The organism is Klebsiella sp. RC2 (assembly GCF_014192815.1).
GTDB lineage: Bacteria > Pseudomonadota > Gammaproteobacteria > Enterobacterales > Enterobacteriaceae > Klebsiella > Klebsiella variicola.
This window is the reverse complement of record NZ_JACHYL010000004.1, coordinates 47,004-62,343: the sequence shown is the minus strand read 5'-3', so window position 1 is coordinate 62,343 and position 15,340 is coordinate 47,004. Positions and strand designations below refer to the sequence as shown.

15 protein-coding genes are annotated in these 15,340 nt (G+C 57.8%); 11 read left to right on the top strand and 4 right to left on the bottom strand.

The window, feature by feature from the left end; genetic code table 11:
• Positions 1 to 5: 5 nt before the first annotated feature.
• From aroK to trpS, 7 genes are all read left to right on the top strand, one after another.
• Positions 6 to 527: a shikimate kinase AroK gene (gene aroK, locus FHW76_RS13970; protein WP_002920267.1), complete on the top strand. Its 522-nt coding sequence runs from the start codon at positions 6 to 8 to the stop codon at positions 525 to 527.
• 55 nt (positions 528 to 582) lie between these two features.
• Positions 583 to 1,677 (top strand): 3-dehydroquinate synthase, encoded by a 1,095-nt coding sequence (gene aroB / locus FHW76_RS13965; protein WP_008807017.1) that lies wholly within the window; start codon positions 583 to 585, stop codon positions 1,675 to 1,677.
• Between the two features lie 84 nt (positions 1,678 to 1,761).
• A complete protein-coding gene (gene damX, locus FHW76_RS13960; protein WP_032736488.1) occupies positions 1,762 to 3,057 on the top strand; it encodes a cell division protein DamX in 1,296 nt (431 codons plus the stop codon).
• 78 nt (positions 3,058 to 3,135) lie between these two features.
• A complete protein-coding gene (dam, locus tag FHW76_RS13955) occupies positions 3,136 to 3,963 on the top strand; it encodes an adenine-specific DNA-methyltransferase (RefSeq protein ID WP_008807019.1) in 828 nt (275 codons plus the stop codon).
• Positions 3,964 to 3,980: 17 nt separating this feature from the next.
• Positions 3,981 to 4,658, top strand: coding sequence for a ribulose-phosphate 3-epimerase (gene rpe, locus FHW76_RS13950; RefSeq protein ID WP_008807020.1), 678 nt, complete (start codon positions 3,981 to 3,983; stop codon positions 4,656 to 4,658).
• Positions 4,651 to 5,412 carry a phosphoglycolate phosphatase gene (gene gph / locus FHW76_RS13945; protein WP_012540418.1) on the top strand — a complete coding sequence of 254 codons (762 nt, stop codon included), beginning with the start codon at positions 4,651 to 4,653 and terminating at the stop codon, positions 5,410 to 5,412. Before rpe ends, gph begins: the two co-directional genes overlap by 8 nt.
• Positions 5,405 to 6,409, top strand: a complete 1,005-nt coding sequence (gene trpS, locus FHW76_RS13940; protein WP_008807022.1) for a tryptophan--tRNA ligase — start codon at positions 5,405 to 5,407, stop codon at positions 6,407 to 6,409. The genes gph and trpS overlap by 8 nt, the downstream gene beginning before the upstream one ends.
• A 75-nt stretch (positions 6,410 to 6,484) precedes the next feature.
• On the opposite strand, the gene cysG is transcribed toward trpS, so the two are convergent.
• The 3 genes from cysG to nirB all read right to left on the bottom strand — a co-directional run bounded on the left by cysG (position 6,485) and on the right by nirB (position 10,877).
• Positions 6,485 to 7,858, bottom strand: a complete 1,374-nt coding sequence (gene cysG, locus FHW76_RS13935) for a siroheme synthase CysG (RefSeq protein WP_012967144.1) — start codon at positions 7,856 to 7,858, stop codon at positions 6,485 to 6,487.
• A 152-nt stretch (positions 7,859 to 8,010) separates the two neighbouring features.
• On the bottom strand, positions 8,011 to 8,337 hold the full coding sequence (gene nirD / locus FHW76_RS13930; protein WP_099217082.1) for a nitrite reductase small subunit NirD: 327 nt from the start codon (positions 8,335 to 8,337) through the stop codon (positions 8,011 to 8,013).
• Complete coding sequence (gene nirB / locus FHW76_RS13925) at positions 8,334 to 10,877, bottom strand: nitrite reductase large subunit NirB (RefSeq protein ID WP_008807025.1); 2,544 nt, start codon at positions 10,875 to 10,877, stop codon at positions 8,334 to 8,336. Before nirB ends, nirD begins: the two co-directional genes overlap by 4 nt.
• A 238-nt stretch (positions 10,878 to 11,115) precedes the next feature.
• Between nirB and FHW76_RS13920 the strand changes: the two genes are divergently transcribed.
• Entirely contained in the window at positions 11,116 to 12,438 is a 1,323-nt protein-coding gene (locus tag FHW76_RS13920; RefSeq protein WP_183476781.1) for a cytosine deaminase, read from the top strand.
• On the opposite strand, the gene tsgA is transcribed toward FHW76_RS13920, so the two are convergent.
• Positions 12,435 to 13,622: an MFS transporter TsgA gene (gene tsgA / locus FHW76_RS13915; protein ID WP_002920240.1), complete on the bottom strand. Its 1,188-nt coding sequence runs from the start codon at positions 13,620 to 13,622 to the stop codon at positions 12,435 to 12,437. The two genes, FHW76_RS13920 and tsgA, sit on opposite strands and share 4 nt — an antisense overlap.
• Before the next feature lie 277 nt (positions 13,623 to 13,899).
• On the opposite strand from tsgA, the gene ppiA reads away from it, so the two are divergent.
• The 3 genes from ppiA (at position 13,900) to FHW76_RS13900 (ending at position 15,335) form a co-directional block, all read left to right on the top strand.
• Complete coding sequence (ppiA, locus tag FHW76_RS13910) at positions 13,900 to 14,469, top strand: peptidylprolyl isomerase A (RefSeq protein ID WP_002920238.1); 570 nt, start codon at positions 13,900 to 13,902, stop codon at positions 14,467 to 14,469.
• 106 nt (positions 14,470 to 14,575) lie between these two features.
• Complete coding sequence (locus FHW76_RS13905; RefSeq protein WP_012540423.1) at positions 14,576 to 14,743, top strand: YhfG family protein; 168 nt, start codon at positions 14,576 to 14,578, stop codon at positions 14,741 to 14,743.
• Positions 14,733 to 15,335: a putative adenosine monophosphate-protein transferase Fic gene (locus FHW76_RS13900; protein ID WP_012540424.1), complete on the top strand. Its 603-nt coding sequence runs from the start codon at positions 14,733 to 14,735 to the stop codon at positions 15,333 to 15,335. The genes FHW76_RS13905 and FHW76_RS13900 overlap by 11 nt, the downstream gene beginning before the upstream one ends.
• Positions 15,336 to 15,340 lie beyond the last annotated feature (5 nt).

The following is a 15,340-nucleotide window of genomic DNA, read 5'->3' as shown; positions in this document are numbered from 1 at the left end:
AAAAAATGGCAGAGAAACGCAATATCTTTCTGGTTGGGCCTATGGGTGCCGGCAAAAGCACTATTGGGCGTCAGTTAGCCCAACAGCTCAACATGGAATTTTACGATTCCGATCAAGAAATTGAGAAACGCACTGGCGCTGATGTGGGCTGGGTCTTCGATGTTGAAGGCGAAGAAGGCTTCCGCGACCGTGAAGAAAAAATTATCAATGAGTTGACGGAAAAACAGGGGATTGTGCTGGCGACTGGCGGCGGCTCTGTAAAATCCCGTGAAACGCGTAACCGTCTCTCCGCCCGCGGCGTGGTGGTCTACCTGGAAACGACAATCGAGAAGCAGTTGGCCCGTACGCAGCGCGATAAAAAGCGTCCTTTGCTACAAGTCGATGCGCCGCCTCGTGAAGTGCTGGAAGCGCTGGCTGACGAGCGTAACCCGCTGTATGAAGAGATCGCCGATGTGACTATCCGCACAGACGATCAGAGTGCGAAAGTCGTCGCGAACCAGATTATTCATATGCTGGAAAGCAATTGATTCTGGCTTAATAAAAGTGCGTCAGAGTAAAAGTCACTGAGGTGGACGTCGCGTTATGGAGAGGCTTACTGTTACCCTCGGGGAACGTAGTTACCCGATTACCATCGCGGCTGGTTTGTTTAACGATCCAGCTTCCTTCCTGCCACTCAAGTCGGGCGACCAGGCTATGCTGGTCACCAACGAAACGCTGGCGCCGCTTTATCTGGATACCGTCCGCTCTGTGCTGGAGCAGGCAGGGGTCAACGTTGACAGCGTGATCCTGCCCGATGGCGAGCAGTATAAAAGCCTGGCGGTGATGGATACTGTTTTTACCGCGCTGTTGCAAAAACCGCATGGCCGCGACACCACGCTGGTGGCGCTTGGCGGTGGCGTAATCGGTGATTTAACCGGTTTCGCCGCGGCAAGCTATCAGCGCGGGGTGCGTTTTATCCAGGTCCCTACCACTCTGCTGTCACAGGTCGATTCGTCGGTCGGCGGCAAAACCGCAGTGAACCATCCTCTCGGCAAAAATATGATTGGCGCCTTCTGGCAGCCGGTTTCGGTGGTGGTTGATCTTAACTGTCTGAAGACCCTCCCGGCGCGTGAACTCGCTTCCGGACTGGCTGAGGTCATCAAGTACGGTGTGATCCTCGACGGCGAATTCTTCAGCTGGCTGGAAAACAACATTGATGCGCTGCTGGCGCTGGATGAAAAAGCGATGGCGTACTGTATTCGCCGTTGCTGTGAGCTGAAAGCGGAAGTTGTGGCTGCTGACGAGCGTGAAACTGGGTTACGTGCTTTACTCAATCTTGGACATACCTTCGGCCATGCTATCGAGGCGGAAATGGGCTACGGTAACTGGCTGCACGGCGAAGCGGTGGCGGCAGGTATGGTGATGGCGGCGCATACGTCCGAACGGCTGGGGCAGTTCCGCGCGCAGGATACACAGCGCATTATCGATCTGCTCAAGCGTGCAGGCTTACCGGTACGCGGCCCGCAGGAGATGAGTGCGCAGGCGTATTTGCCCCATATGATGCGCGATAAAAAAGTACTGGCGGGCGACATGCGGCTGGTGCTCCCGCTCGCAATAGGAAGCAGCGAGCTGCGCGGCGGAGTGCCGCATGATGTGGTTCTTGGCGCGATTGCTGATACTCAGCAGGCGCAACAATAAGAAGGTCTGGCCGCGTTCGCGCGGCGTTATCATTTCGGGTGATGTGCAATAATCGTGAGCATAAGCCTTTTAGTGGGGTGTTAAATGGATGATTTCAAACCAGAAGACGATATGAAAGCCGATCGCAACGATCGTCGTGCTGGTCGTTCCCGTCAGTCTTCCGAGCGTGATGCCGATCCGCAGATCAATTTTGACGACGTCGATCTTGATGCCGATGAAGGCCGTCCGACGCGCGCCGGTAAGGCCCGTCGCGAGCGTGAAGAGGAAGAGTTCGAAGAAGAACTGGATGCGGAAGACGAGGAGCTGCTCGAAGAGCAGCCTGTAGAGCGTCGTCCGCGCAAGCGTAAAAAAGCGCCGGCCAAACCTGCCTCCCGTCAGTACATCATGATGGGCGTGGGGATTCTGGTGCTGCTGCTGTTAATCGTGGGTATTGGTTCTGCGCTGAAATCGCCATCCTCGTCCAGCCAGCAGACCGCTTCCGGCGAGAAGAGCATTAATCTGTCTGACGATCAGTCCACCAGCACGCCTGCTGCCGGTCAGGATCAGACTGCTGCTGTCAACACCACCCCACAGCAGGACGTAACGGTTCCGCCTATTGCCGCGAACCCGACGCAGGGCCAGGCAGTATCAGAGCCGCAGGGCCAGCAGCGTATTGAAGTTCAGGGCGATCTGAACAATGCGCTGACCCAGCAGCAGGGCCAGCTGGACGGCGCCGTGGCTAACTCGACGCTGCCAACTGAACCGGCAACCGTCGCGCCGATCCGTAATGGCGCCAATAGCACTGCGGCGCCGCGCCAGGCGACCGAGCGTCAGACGGCTGCAACGCCGCGTCCGGCAGAGCGTAAGCACACCGTTATCGAAGCGAAGCCGCAGACGAAGCCTCAGGCCGTGGCAAAAGCGCCGGTAGAAACGAAGCCGGTTCAGCCGAAGCATGTTGAAAGCGCGGCGACTACCGCCCCGGCGAAAACCACCGTAACCGAAAGCAAACCGGTGGCAACAGCGCAGAGCAAACCGCTAGCAACAGCGTCCACCACCACCACCACTGCCGCGCCAGCCGCAACGGCAGCGCCAGCCGCGAAGAGCGGTAAAACGGCAGGTGACGTGAGCTCAATGAAATCTGCGCCGTCGGGTAACTATACCCTGCAGCTCAGCAGCTCCTCTAACTACGACAACCTGAACAACTGGGCGAAGAAAGAGAAGCTGGATAGATATGTTGTCTATGAAACGTCGCGTAACGGCCAACCGTGGTACGTGCTGGTGAGCGGTATCTATGCTTCGAAAGAAGAAGCGAAACGCGCTGTCACCTCGCTGCCGGCGGACGTGCAGGCGAAAAATCCATGGGCAAAACCACTGCATCAGGTACAGGCTGACCTGAAATAATGCCGTGGGGTAGTCTTAAGCGCAGGATGCTGTCGGAGCTTTCTCCACAGCCGGAGAACGTGTAATTAGTTAGGCAGCATGAAAAAGAATCGCGCTTTTCTGAAGTGGGCAGGGGGGAAGTACCCCCTGCTTGACGATATTAAAAAGCATTTGCCGGAAGGCGAGTGCTTAATCGAGCCCTTTGTGGGCGCCGGGTCGGTATTTCTCAATACCGACTTTTCTCGTTATATCCTCGCGGATATCAACAGTGACTTAATTGGCCTGTACAACATCGTTAAATTGCGTACCGACGAATACGTCGCCGCTGCGCGTGAGATGTTTGTCCCGGAAAACAACGTCGCTGAGCGCTACTACCAGTATCGTGATGAATTCAACCAAAGCCAGGATCCGCTGCGTCGCGCGGTGCTGTTCCTGTATCTGAATCGCCACGGCTACAACGGCCTGTGTCGCTACAATCTGCGCGGCGAGTTTAATGTGCCGTTTGGCCGCTATAAAAAGCCCTATTTCCCCGAGGCAGAGCTCTATCATTTCGCCGAGAAAGCACAAAACGCCGAGTTTTACTGCGAATCGTATGAAGAGTGCATGCAACGTGCAGATAGCCGCGCGGTGGTATATTGCGATCCACCCTATGCGCCGCTGACGGCGACGGCGAACTTTACCGCCTACCACACCAACAGCTTCAATCTGGAACAACAGGTACTGCTGGCGCAAAAGGCGGAATCGCTGATGAAAAAGCGGATCCCGGTGCTGATTTCCAACCACCGCACACCGTTGACGCAGGAATGGTATAAAAACGCGGCAGAAACACATATTGTGAAGGTTCGGCGCAGCATCAGCAGCAACGGTGGTACGCGTAAAAAGGTGGATGAGCTGTTAGCGCTCTACCGTCCGCCTAAGACCAAATAAATTTCAAGGAGATGCGGATGAAGCAGTATTTGATTGCCCCTTCGATTCTGTCAGCTGATTTTGCCCGTCTGGGTGAGGATACCGCGAAGGCGCTGGCGGCGGGTGCGGATGTCGTGCACTTCGACGTCATGGACAACCACTACGTGCCGAATCTGACGATTGGCCCGATGGTGCTGAAGTCGCTGCGCAATTACGGTATTACCGCGCCAATCGACGTCCACCTGATGGTAAAGCCGGTCGACCGCATCATTCCTGATTTTGCCGAAGCCGGCGCCAGCATCATCACCTTCCATCCTGAAGCCTCCGAACACGTCGATCGCAGCCTGCAGCTGATTAAAGAGCACGGCTGTAAAGCGGGCCTGGTGTTTAACCCGGCGACGTCCCTGAGCTACCTCGATTACGTGATGGATAAGCTGGACGTGATCCTGCTGATGTCGGTTAACCCGGGCTTTGGCGGCCAGTCCTTTATTCCCCAGACGCTGGATAAACTGCGTGAAGTACGCCAGCGCATCGATGCTTCTGGCTACGATATTCGCCTGGAAGTGGATGGCGGCGTGAAAGCCAGCAATATTGGCGAAATCGCCGCGGCGGGTGCGGATATGTTTGTTGCCGGTTCGGCGATCTTCGGTCAGCCGGACTACAAGAAAGTGATTGATCAAATGCGTAGTGAATTAGCGAAGGTGAGTCATGGATAAATTACAGGCGATCCGCGGCATCGCGTTTGATCTCGACGGCACGCTGGTGGACAGTGCGCCGGGTCTAACCTCGGCGGTTGATAACGCCCTCTACGCCCTGGAGTTGCCGGTGGCGGGAGAAGAACGCGTTGTCACCTGGATCGGCAACGGCGCCGATGTCCTGATGGAGCGGGCGCTGACCTGGGCTCGTCAGGAGCGTGCGACGTTACGGGCGGCGATGGGTAAGCCTTCCGTCGACGATCATGATATTCCGCAAGACGAACAGCTGCGCATTTTGCGTAAACTGTTTGACCGCTATTACGCCGAAACGGCGGAAGAGGGTAGCTTCCTGTTCCCGGCGGTGGCCGATACGCTCGGCGCGCTGCATGCCAAAGGCCTGCCGCTGGCGCTGGTCACCAATAAGCCGACGCCGTTTGTCGCCCCGCTGCTGGACGCGCTCGATATCGCGAAATATTTTACCGTGGTGATTGGCGGCGATGACGTGCAGAACAAAAAGCCGCATCCGGAACCGCTGCTGCTGGTAGCGGAAAAGCTCTCTCTGGCTCCTGCCGAGCTGCTGTTCGTCGGCGATTCGCGCAATGATATTCAGGCGGCCAAAGCGGCAGGCTGCTGCTCTGTCGGCCTGACCTACGGTTATAACTATGGCGAACCGCTTGCGCTGAGCGAGCCGGACTATCTCTTCGACCAGTTTAATGAACTCTTACCCGCTCTCGGGTTACCGCACAGTGAAACTCAGGAATTGAAACATGACTAAGCCCATCGTTTTTAGTGGCGCACAGCCCTCAGGTGAACTGACCATTGGCAACTACATGGGTGCGCTGCGTCAGTGGGTAAACATGCAGGACGATTACCACTGCATCTATTGCATCGTGGACCAACACGCCATTACCGTGCGCCAGGATCCGCAGCAGCTGCGCAAGGCGACCCTGGATACCCTGGCGCTGTATCTGGCCTGTGGCATCGATCCGCAAAAAAGCACCATCTTCGTTCAGTCGCACGTGCCGGAACACGCCCAGTTAGGCTGGGCGCTGAACTGCTACACCTATTTCGGCGAACTGAGCCGCATGACCCAGTTTAAAGACAAGTCCGCACGCTACGCGGAAAACATCAACGCCGGTCTGTTTGATTACCCGGTACTGATGGCCGCTGACATTCTGCTGTATCAGACCAACCAGGTTCCGGTAGGGGAAGATCAGAAACAGCACCTGGAACTGAGCCGCGATATCGCCCAGCGTTTTAACGCCATCTATGGCGATGTCTTTAAAGTGCCTGAGCCGTTTATTCCGAAGTCCGGCGCACGCGTGATGTCGCTGCTGGAGCCGACCAGGAAGATGTCCAAGTCCGACGACAACCGCAACAACGTCATCGGCCTGCTGGAAGATCCGAAATCGGTGGTCAAGAAGATCAAACGCGCGGTGACCGACTCCGACGAGCCGCCGGTGGTACGCTACGACCTGAAAGAAAAAGCGGGTGTCTCCAACCTGCTGGATATCCTCTCCGCGGTCACCGGGAAAACCATTCCTGAGCTGGAGCAGCATTTTGAAGGCAAAATGTATGGCCACCTGAAAGGCGAAGTCGCTGAAGCGGTGTCGGGCATGCTGACTGAGCTGCAGGAGCGCTATCACCGTTTCCGTAACGACGAAGCGTTTCTCAACCAGGTAATGAAAGACGGCGCAGAGAAAGCCAGCGCGCGCGCTTCTCAGACCCTGAAAGCGGTATACGAAGCGATTGGTTTTGTCGCCAGGCCGTAAGCGACGCAACAGCTAAAAAGGCGGGATATTATCCCGCCTTTTTTATGTCTGTCGTCCACGCGGGGGAGGCGAAGATTAGTGGTTCGAGAACCAGTTCAGTTTATCCCGCAGGCCGACCACGCGGCCGACGATGATCAGCGCCGGACTAGCCATCTGCTGCGCCAGGATATCCAGTTGCCCTAAGGTGCCGCTGACCACTTTTTGCGACACGGCGGTGCCGTTCTCGACGATGGCGGCGGGCATATCTTCCGCCATGCCGTGAGCAATGAGCTTCTCGCGGATCGCCGGCGCCTGGTTCAGGCCCATGTAGAACACCAGGGTTTGCTTCTCCACTGCCAGGTTTGCCCAGTCCAGCTCGCCGCCGGTTTTCAGATGGCCGGTGACCAGGCGGACGCCCTGGGCGAAATCGCGGTGTGTTAACGGGATCCCCGAGTAGGCGGAGCAGCCGGAGGCGGCGGTGATGCCTGGAACAACGGAGAAGGGGATGCCCGCCTCACAGAGGGTTTCCAGCTCTTCCCCTCCGCGGCCAAAGATAAAGGGATCGCCGCCTTTCAGCCGGACCACGCGTTTTCCTTTTTGCGCTTCACGCAGCAGGATCTGGTTGATCTCCTCCTGCGGGACGCAGTGGTAGCCAGAACGTTTGCCGACGAACACCCGGTCGGCATCGCGACGCACCAGATTCATGATGTCGTCGGAAACCAGCCGGTCATAAACCACCACGTCGGCCTGCTGGATCTGCTGCAGGCCTTTGAGCGTGAGCAGCCCGGCGTCGCCGGGGCCGGCGCCAACCAGCACCACCTCGCCGCGATGCTCCAACGGCTCCGTCAGCAGCTGCTCGGTGGTATCCGCCACCGCCTGCCGATCGTCATTGGCCAGCGACTGCGCCAGCCGGTCGTTCACAAACAGCTTCTCCCAAAAGCGGCGGCGTTCGCCCACGCTGGCAAACTGCTGCTTAACGCGCGCGCGCAGATGGCCGGCATAGCGGGCCAGCTGGCCGAGATGCAGGGGTAAGACTGACTCCAGCTTCTCGCGCAGCAGGCGCGCCAGCACCGGCGATGTCCCGCCCGAAGAGACGGCGACCATCAGCGGCGAGCGGTCGATGATGGACGGCATAATAAAGCTGGCCTGGCGCGGGGCATCCACCACGTTACAGAAGATACGCCGCGCTTCGGCTGCGTCGCTGACCTGCTGGTTCACCGTCTCATTATCGGTAGCGGCGATGGCCAGCCAGCAGGTGTCCAGCAGCGAGGGGATAAACTCACCCTGCACCAGGGTTAGCATCTGTGAATCGGCCCACACCTGAAACTGCGGGGTGAAGTCGAGCGCATTGACCGTGACGTTTGCGCCAGCATCCAGTAGCAGACGGGCCTTGCGTTCGGCGACATCCCCGCCGCCAACCAGTAAACAATCCCGCTGGCGCAACTGGCAGAATATGGGTAAGTGATCCACAGAATAACCTCATGAAAATAAGGGGTAGAAAATGCGTGGTCGTAGAATAGCAGCAAAGGTAATACAAAACATGCGACTTATCCCGCACTCATGCGTTGTCGGTCAGAAGTGTTGCTTATGTCTCCCCCCGTAGCCGGGGGGAGGAAGAGGACTTACGCTTTAAGCTGCACCTGGCCGTCTTTCACCCGGGCGTCGAAGCGGGCGATGGAGTGGCTGGCATCTTCCATGCACAGGCCGTCGCTCAGGCGGAAGCGCTGCTTTTTCAGCGGGCTGGCAACCCATAGCGCGCCGTCATGTTCGCCGATAATCCCGCGAGACAGCACGCTGGCGTTGAAGAACGGGTCAATGTTGCTGATGGCGAATACCCTGTCGTCCTGGTAGGGACGGAAGACTGCCACCTGCTGCTGGCCGAGCAGCGCGCAGACGCCGGTGGCCGGCAGGATGTCGTCAATTTTGCAGATGTTTACCCACTGGCTCATACGTTTTCCTCCACCAGCGTGACCGGGATGCGCTCATAGGGCGTGGCCGGGCGGTGCTGGTCACGTTCCGGCACCACCTGTACGTTCGGGTCGCGCTGGTCGCTGTTGATAAAGTGTTTGAAGCGGGTCTGCGCCGCCGGGTTGTTGACGGTTTCGGTCCACTCGCAGGCGAAGGCGGCGCGCAGGCGAGCCAGCTCCTCTTCCAGATGGTCGTTCAGGCCCAGCTTGTCATCGATGATGACGCTGCGCAGATAGTCGATGCCGCCTTCCATGTTGTCCAGCCACGGCGCGGTGCGGGTCAGCTTATCGGCGGTGCGGATGTAGAACATCATAAAGCGGTCGAGATACTTAATCAGCGTCTCGCGATCAAGGTCCGCGGCCAGCAGATCGGCGTGGCGCGGCTTCATCCCGCCATTACCGCACACGTACAGGTTCCAGCCTTTCTCGGTGGCGATGATCCCCACGTCTTTGCCCTGGGCCTCCGCACATTCGCGGGTGCAGCCGGAGACGCCGAACTTCATTTTGTGCGGGGTGCGGATGCCTTTGTAGCGGTTTTCCAGTTCCACGCCGAAGCCGACGCTGTCGCCGACCCCGTAGCGGCACCAGGTGCTACCGACGCAGGTTTTCGCCATCCGCAGCGCTTTGGCGTAGGCGTGGCCGGTTTCGAAGCCCGCTTCAATCAGCTGACGCCAGATCTCCGGCAGGTCGTCTTTCTGCGCGCCAAACAGGCCGATGCGCTGGGAGCCGGTGATTTTGGTGTACAGATTGAATTCACGCGCGATACGGCCCACGGCGACCAGCCCTTCCGGCGTGATTTCGCCGCCAGCGGAGCGCGGGATCACCGAGTAGGTGCCATCTTTCTGAATGTTGGCAAGGAAGTTGTCGTTGGTGTCCTGCAGCGGCGTGTGCTGCGGTTTGAGGATGTACTCATTCCAGCAGGAGGCCAGCAGAGAGCCGACGGTCGGCTTACAGATCTCGCAGCCATAACCCTGACCGTGTTTTTCCAGCAGTTCGTCGAAGGTTTTAATGCCTTCCACGCGGATCAGGTGGAACAGCTCCTGGCGGGAGTAAGCGAAGTGTTCGCACAGGTTGTTGTTGACCTCGATGCCCTGTTTCGCCAGTTCGGCATTGAGCACCTGCGTCACCAGAGGGATACAACCCCCGCAGCCGGTTCCGGCTTTGGTTTCCGCTTTCAGCGCCGCGACGGTGTGGCAGCCTTTGTTGATGGCGGCGATCAGGTCGCCTTTACTGACGTCAAAGCAGGAGCAGATCTGCGCGCTGTCCGGCAGTTTATCGACGCCGATCGACGGCTTGCCGCTGCCGGCGTGGGCCGGAAGGATCAGCGAATCCGGATTTTCCGGCAGCTCGATAGCGTTGAGCACCAGTTGCAGCAGATTGCCATAGTCGCTGGTGTCGCCGACCAGCACCGCGCCGAGCAGCGTTTTATTGTCGGCGCTGACGATCAGGCGCTTATAAACTTCTTTGCTTTCGTCGAGATAGACGTAGCTGCGGGCGCCCGGCGTACGGCCGTGGGCATCGCCGATCCCGCCCACGTCCACACCCAGCAGCTTCAGCTTGGCGCTGAGGTCGGCGCCGGTGAAGCTGTTTTCACTGCCGAGGAGATGGTCGACGGCCACCTGGGCCATTTTATAACCCGGGGCGACGAGGCCATACACGCGGTTGTTCCAGCTGGCGCATTCCCCGATGGCGTAGATGTCCGGGTCGGAGGTCTGGCAGCTATCGTTGACCATGATGCCGCCGCGCTGGGCGACCGCCAGCCCGCACTGGGTGGCCAGCTTATCGCGCGGGCGGATCCCGGTTGAGAAGACGATGAAATCGACCTGCAGCTCGCTACCGTCGGCGAAGTGCATGGTTTTACGAGCCTCGGTGCCCTGCTGGACGATCTCTTTGGTATTTTTACTGGTGTGAACTTTCACGCCCATGCTTTCAATTTTGCGCCGCAGCTGCTCGCCGCCCATCTGGTCGAGCTGCTCGGCCATCAGCATCGGCGCGAACTCGATCACGTGGGTTTCCACGCCGAGGTTTTTCAGGGCGCCTGCGGCTTCCAGGCCTAGCAGGCCACCGCCGACCACCGCGCCGCGTTTGCTGCGACGGGCGCAGGATTCAATCGCGTTAAGATCTTCAATGGTGCGATAGACGAAGCAATCCTGAGTTTCCGCGCCTTTAATCGGCGGGATCCAGGGATACGAGCCGGTCGCCATAATCAGCTTGTCGTAGAACACGGTGCGCCCGGCGCTGGAATGGATCACCTTCTCCTGGCGGTTGATGGTGATGGCCCGTTCGCCGACCAGCACCTTGACGCCGTGTTTCTCATAGAAACCTTCGCGCACCAGCGACAGCTCTTCTGCGGTATGGTGGGAGAAATAAGACGACAGGTGGACACGGTCGTAGGCGATACGCGGTTCTTCACAGAACACGGTAATGTCGAACTGTCCGGCAGGCGCCTTATCGAGAAGCTCTTCGATAAAGCGATGGCCAACCATGCCGTTACCGATGATAGCGATTCTGACTTTGCTCATTTTTGCCTCGATTTCTTTTCTATTACCGCCTACCTTAACGATTCAGCCATCAGGCTTATTGATGCAAATCAATGACAACTTCGCCTACCACTTAATGGGTATATAATTGATTTGTCTGTATTTTTCTAAGTTATGGAAAACGCTGGCTTTTCCTTTTTGCTGATTTTGTGTACAAGAATTGGATGGGCCGCGATTGGGGTTGGGCAGAAAACTAGCCATATTGAATGGAGAAGGTGATATGACAGCAGCGCCGCTTTGGTTAATTCAGAACGTACGCCTGGCAGACCGCGACGGCCTGTGGCAAATAGCGATTGATAAGGGCCGCTTTGGCGAGATCACGCCGATGGGCGAGGCGCGCGACGAAAGCTACGAGGTGTTGAACGCTCGCGGCGGGCTGACGATCCCGCCTTTTATTGAGCCGCATATCCACCTGGATACTACCCAGACGGCCGGCGAGCCGCACTGGAACCAGTCCGGCACCCTGTTCGAGGGGATTGAGCGCTGGGCGGAGCGAAAAGCGTTGCTCAGCCATGAGGACGTCAAAGCCCGGGCGTGGAAAACCCTGAAGTGGCAGATCGCCAATGGCGTGCAGTTTGTCCGCACTCATGTCGACGTCTCCGATCCCACGTTAACGGCGCTGAAGGCGATGCTGGAGGTCAAACGGGAGGTGGCGCCATGGGTCGAGTTGCAGATAGTTGCTTTTCCACAGGAGGGGATCCTCTCTTACCCCAATGGCGAGGCGCTGCTGGAGGAGGCCCTCAAGCTGGGGGCGGACGTCGTTGGGGCCATCCCGCATTTTGAGTTCACCCGTGAATATGGGGTGGAGTCGCTGCATATCGCCTTCCGGCTGGCGCAAAAATATGATCGCCCGCTGGATATTCACTGCGATGAAATTGACGATGAACAGTCGCGCTTTGTTGAAACCGTTGCCGCGCTGGCGTTAAAGGCGGGGATAGGGGCGCGGGTGACGGCCAGCCATACCACCGCCATGCACTCCTATAATGGCGCTTATACCTCGCGCCTGTTCCGCCTGCTTAAGCTCTCCGGTATCAACTTTGTCGCCAATCCGCTGGTGAATATTCATCTGCAGGGCCGGTTTGATGACTACCCTAAGCGACGGGGGATTACCCGGGTGAAGGAGCTGATGGCGGCGGGGATCAACGTGTGCTTTGGTCATGATGACGTCTTTGACCCGTGGTACCCGCTGGGGACCGGCAATATGCTGCAGGTCCTGCATATGGGCCTGCACGTCTGCCAGCTGATGGGCTACCAGCAGATCAACGACGGTCTGAAGCTTATCACCGCCAACAGCGCCCGCACGTTTGGCCTGGAGGATTACGGCATTGTCAGCGGCAACCCGGCTAACCTGATCATTCTCCCGGCGGAGAATGGCTTTGAGGCCGTCCGCTGCCAGGTGCCTGTGCGCTGGTCAATTCGTCAGGGAAGGGTGATCGCGACCACCCAGCTGGCGCAAACCTGGATCCAGACCGACCGCGGTGGCGAGGAGCTCTCTTTTATGAGGAACAGCCCCCTTGCGGACGCAAAGGGGCCGAAGGCTTAGTGAGACGCCGCCTGAGCGTTGTTCTGGCGGTGACGGGAGACGAAGCCGAGGATAAAGCACATCACGAATACCACGGCATAGAGGCCGTTAGCGGTGTGCAGCGCTGCCAGTGGACCGCTGGCAGCCACAATCGGGCCGGTGACCACGAAAGTGAGCATGGTGCCGATGGTGCCGCAGGTGAGGATAAAGTTCACCAGCTTCGGCGAAGCGACCCGCGTCTGCTGCGAGCCGAGCGTAATGATCGAGGTGTAGATGGCGCTGGAGAAGAAGCCCAGGGTCAGAATAAACCACGGCATATGCTCCGGGGAACCATTGATAAACAGGTACATCAGCACCGTCGCGAGCCCGGCGAGGACGGTTAAGATACGCTGCAGGTCGAAGAAGCGCAGGATGAAGCTGAATGACCACATGCCGATCATGTAGGACATCCAGAAATCGCTCACCAGTTTACCGGCATCCCCGAGGCTCATGCCCAGGCTCTTCGCATATTCCGGTACCCAGGAGATAAAGCCCAGCTGACCGAGGATGTAGCACAGCGCCGCAACGGAGAGGAACAGCACGCCGATGCCCCACTTCTCTTTCACTACCGGCTGGCTGTTTTCGCTCTGCGCTTTTTTGCCCAACACCGGAAAATCACAGCCGAAAGTCAGGACGAAAATGGCGACATACACCAGACCAATACAGGCGTAGACCCAGTACCACTCGATGCTGCGCGCCAGCAGGACGGCGGCGACCATCGGGAAAATCATTCCCGCCATGCTAAAGAAGGAGTCGGTAAACAGCAGACGCGCTCCGCGCTGACGGCCTTCATACATATGGGTGATCAGGAAGGTCCCGATCGACATGGTGATCCCGCTCACCAGCCCGAGAACGAACATCGACGCGGAAAACAGCGCCAGGCTGTGGCTGAGCATCAGGCCGGCCACCGCCAGCACCATCAGAATAAAGCCAAAGCGCAGCTGAGTTTTCAGCGGCACGATTTCCATCAGCCAGGCATTGAGGAAGATAGAGATCAGAATACCGGCGTTCAGAAAGGTAAAGGTGTTGCTCATACTGGAAACGGGCAGATGGAAATAATCCGCAATGTTACCCATCACCATCCCGGTGACGATCACCAACGCGCCGGTCAGGGCGTAGGAGAAGAAGCTGATCCATGTGAGCTTAATACGGTTGCTGTTAGTCATGACTGGCCTGTGAATAGAAAGGTAAAGCGCGTTGACGCTGCGCCGGGCGGACAGATTTTATTCGTTCAGGTGATGTAATCAAATGTTTATTGTGAAAGTGGTTATCTTTTGCATGGTTTAATGTGACATGCATCACACTTTATTCGCCGCACAGGAGAACGTTTGCGCGGTTACAATTATTACAGCTAAGTAAAATTTGGTAAAAGGCTGGCCCAGGATGCAAAGGCTCTTTAGAATCAAGGCACTCGCTTTTATTCTGCTCCGTTAAGGAATTTCCATGCTCAAATCAACACTGGCGGCGATGGCTGCCGTTTTCGCCATTTCAGCGTTCTCCCCGGCCATGGCGGCAAAGGGCGATCCGCATGTGCTGCTGACCACCTCGGCAGGGAACATTGAGCTTGAGTTAAACAGTCAGAAAGCCCCGATTTCCGTGGATAACTTCCTGAAGTACGTCAACAGCGGCTTCTACAACAACACCACCTTCCACCGCGTGATCCCGGGTTTCATGGTGCAGGGCGGCGGCTTTAACGAGCAGATGCAGCAGAAACAGCCTAACCCGCCGATTAAGAATGAAGCAGACAACGGCCTGCGCAACACCCGCGGTACCATCGCGATGGCGCGTACCGCCGACCAGGATAGCGCCACCAGCCAGTTCTTCATCAACGTGGCGGATAACGCCTTCCTTGACCATGGTCAGCGCGACTTTGGCTATGCGGTGTTTGGCAAGGTAGTGAAAGGTATGGACGTCGCGGATAAGATCTCCCAGGTCCAGACCCATAACGTCGGCCCATACCAGAATGTGCCGACCAAACCGGTTGTTATCCTCTCTGCGAAAGTGCTGCCCTAATCCTTCCACGGCGCGGTGTGCTATCGCCGCGCCCGGTTGCCTCCCGGCATAACCTGAAATTGCTGCTTATACTTGTGGCACACAGGGGACGATAAGGGGGGCGACGATGCGTCCACTCACCGAAAAGCAAAAATCCCGACTCTGGGAACAGACACGCAATACCAATTTTCAGGCCAGTCGTCGCCTTGAAGGCGTGACGGTGCCGCTGGTTACGTTGACTGCCGAAGAGGCGCTGGCGCGTCTGGCGACGCTGCGGAGGGAGTATGAGCGATAAATTCGGCGATGAACGCGATCCTTACCTCTACCCGGCGCTGAATGTCCTGCGCAACCGCCTCGGCATCCGGCAGGCTAAAAATCTGCAACAGGCCGCCTTTGAGATGACGGCGTTGCGGGCGGCAACCTTGCCGCTGGGGCCGCGGGTGCGCGGCTTACCCTATCTGTGCGCGATTCATCATCAGCTGTATCAGGATCTGTTTGACTGGGCCGGCCGGTTACGTGAAGTGAACCTCTACCTGGGCGATACGCCGTTCTGCCACTTTGCCCGGATCGAGGAGGAGGGGAACGCCCTGATGCAGGCCCTTGAGCAGGAGGATTATCTCAATGGCCTGCCGCGCGAGATCTTTATTGAACGCCTGAGCTGGTTCTATGGCGAAATTAATGTGCTGCACCCTTTTCGTCTTGGCAATGGCCTGACCCAGCGCATTTTCTTTGAACAGCTGGCAATACATGCCGGCTACCTGCTTGACTGGCGTGACGTCGACCCCGCCGGCTGGAGCGCGGCCTGCCAGCAGAGCGCGATGGGCGATCCGGCTCCGCTGGTGGCGATCTTTCGCAAAGTGGTAAGCGAAGCGCGGGAATCTGAGTAGAATAG

What these genes read in the sequence shown, in the direction of transcription:
- aroK (WP_002920267.1), top strand. Translation starts at nt 6, where the DNA reads ATGGCAGAGAAACGCAATATCTTTCTGGTTGGGCCTATGGGTGCCGGC.
- aroB (WP_008807017.1), top strand. Translation starts at nt 583, where the DNA reads ATGGAGAGGCTTACTGTTACCCTCGGGGAACGTAGTTACCCGATTACC.
- damX (WP_032736488.1), top strand. Translation starts at nt 1,762, where the DNA reads ATGGATGATTTCAAACCAGAAGACGATATGAAAGCCGATCGCAACGAT.
- dam (WP_008807019.1), top strand. Translation starts at nt 3,136, where the DNA reads ATGAAAAAGAATCGCGCTTTTCTGAAGTGGGCAGGGGGGAAGTACCCC.
- rpe (WP_008807020.1), top strand. Translation starts at nt 3,981, where the DNA reads ATGAAGCAGTATTTGATTGCCCCTTCGATTCTGTCAGCTGATTTTGCC.
- gph (WP_012540418.1), top strand. Translation starts at nt 4,651, where the DNA reads ATGGATAAATTACAGGCGATCCGCGGCATCGCGTTTGATCTCGACGGC.
- trpS (WP_008807022.1), top strand. Translation starts at nt 5,405, where the DNA reads ATGACTAAGCCCATCGTTTTTAGTGGCGCACAGCCCTCAGGTGAACTG.
- nirD (WP_099217082.1), bottom strand. Translation starts at nt 8,337, where the DNA reads ATGAGCCAGTGGGTAAACATCTGCAAAATTGACGACATCCTGCCGGCC.
- nirB (WP_008807025.1), bottom strand. Translation starts at nt 10,877, where the DNA reads ATGAGCAAAGTCAGAATCGCTATCATCGGTAACGGCATGGTTGGCCAT.
- FHW76_RS13920 (WP_183476781.1), top strand. Translation starts at nt 11,116, where the DNA reads ATGACAGCAGCGCCGCTTTGGTTAATTCAGAACGTACGCCTGGCAGAC.
- tsgA (WP_002920240.1), bottom strand. Translation starts at nt 13,622, where the DNA reads ATGACTAACAGCAACCGTATTAAGCTCACATGGATCAGCTTCTTCTCC.
- ppiA (WP_002920238.1), top strand. Translation starts at nt 13,900, where the DNA reads ATGCTCAAATCAACACTGGCGGCGATGGCTGCCGTTTTCGCCATTTCA.
- FHW76_RS13905 (WP_012540423.1), top strand. Translation starts at nt 14,576, where the DNA reads ATGCGTCCACTCACCGAAAAGCAAAAATCCCGACTCTGGGAACAGACA.
- FHW76_RS13900 (WP_012540424.1), top strand. Translation starts at nt 14,733, where the DNA reads ATGAGCGATAAATTCGGCGATGAACGCGATCCTTACCTCTACCCGGCG.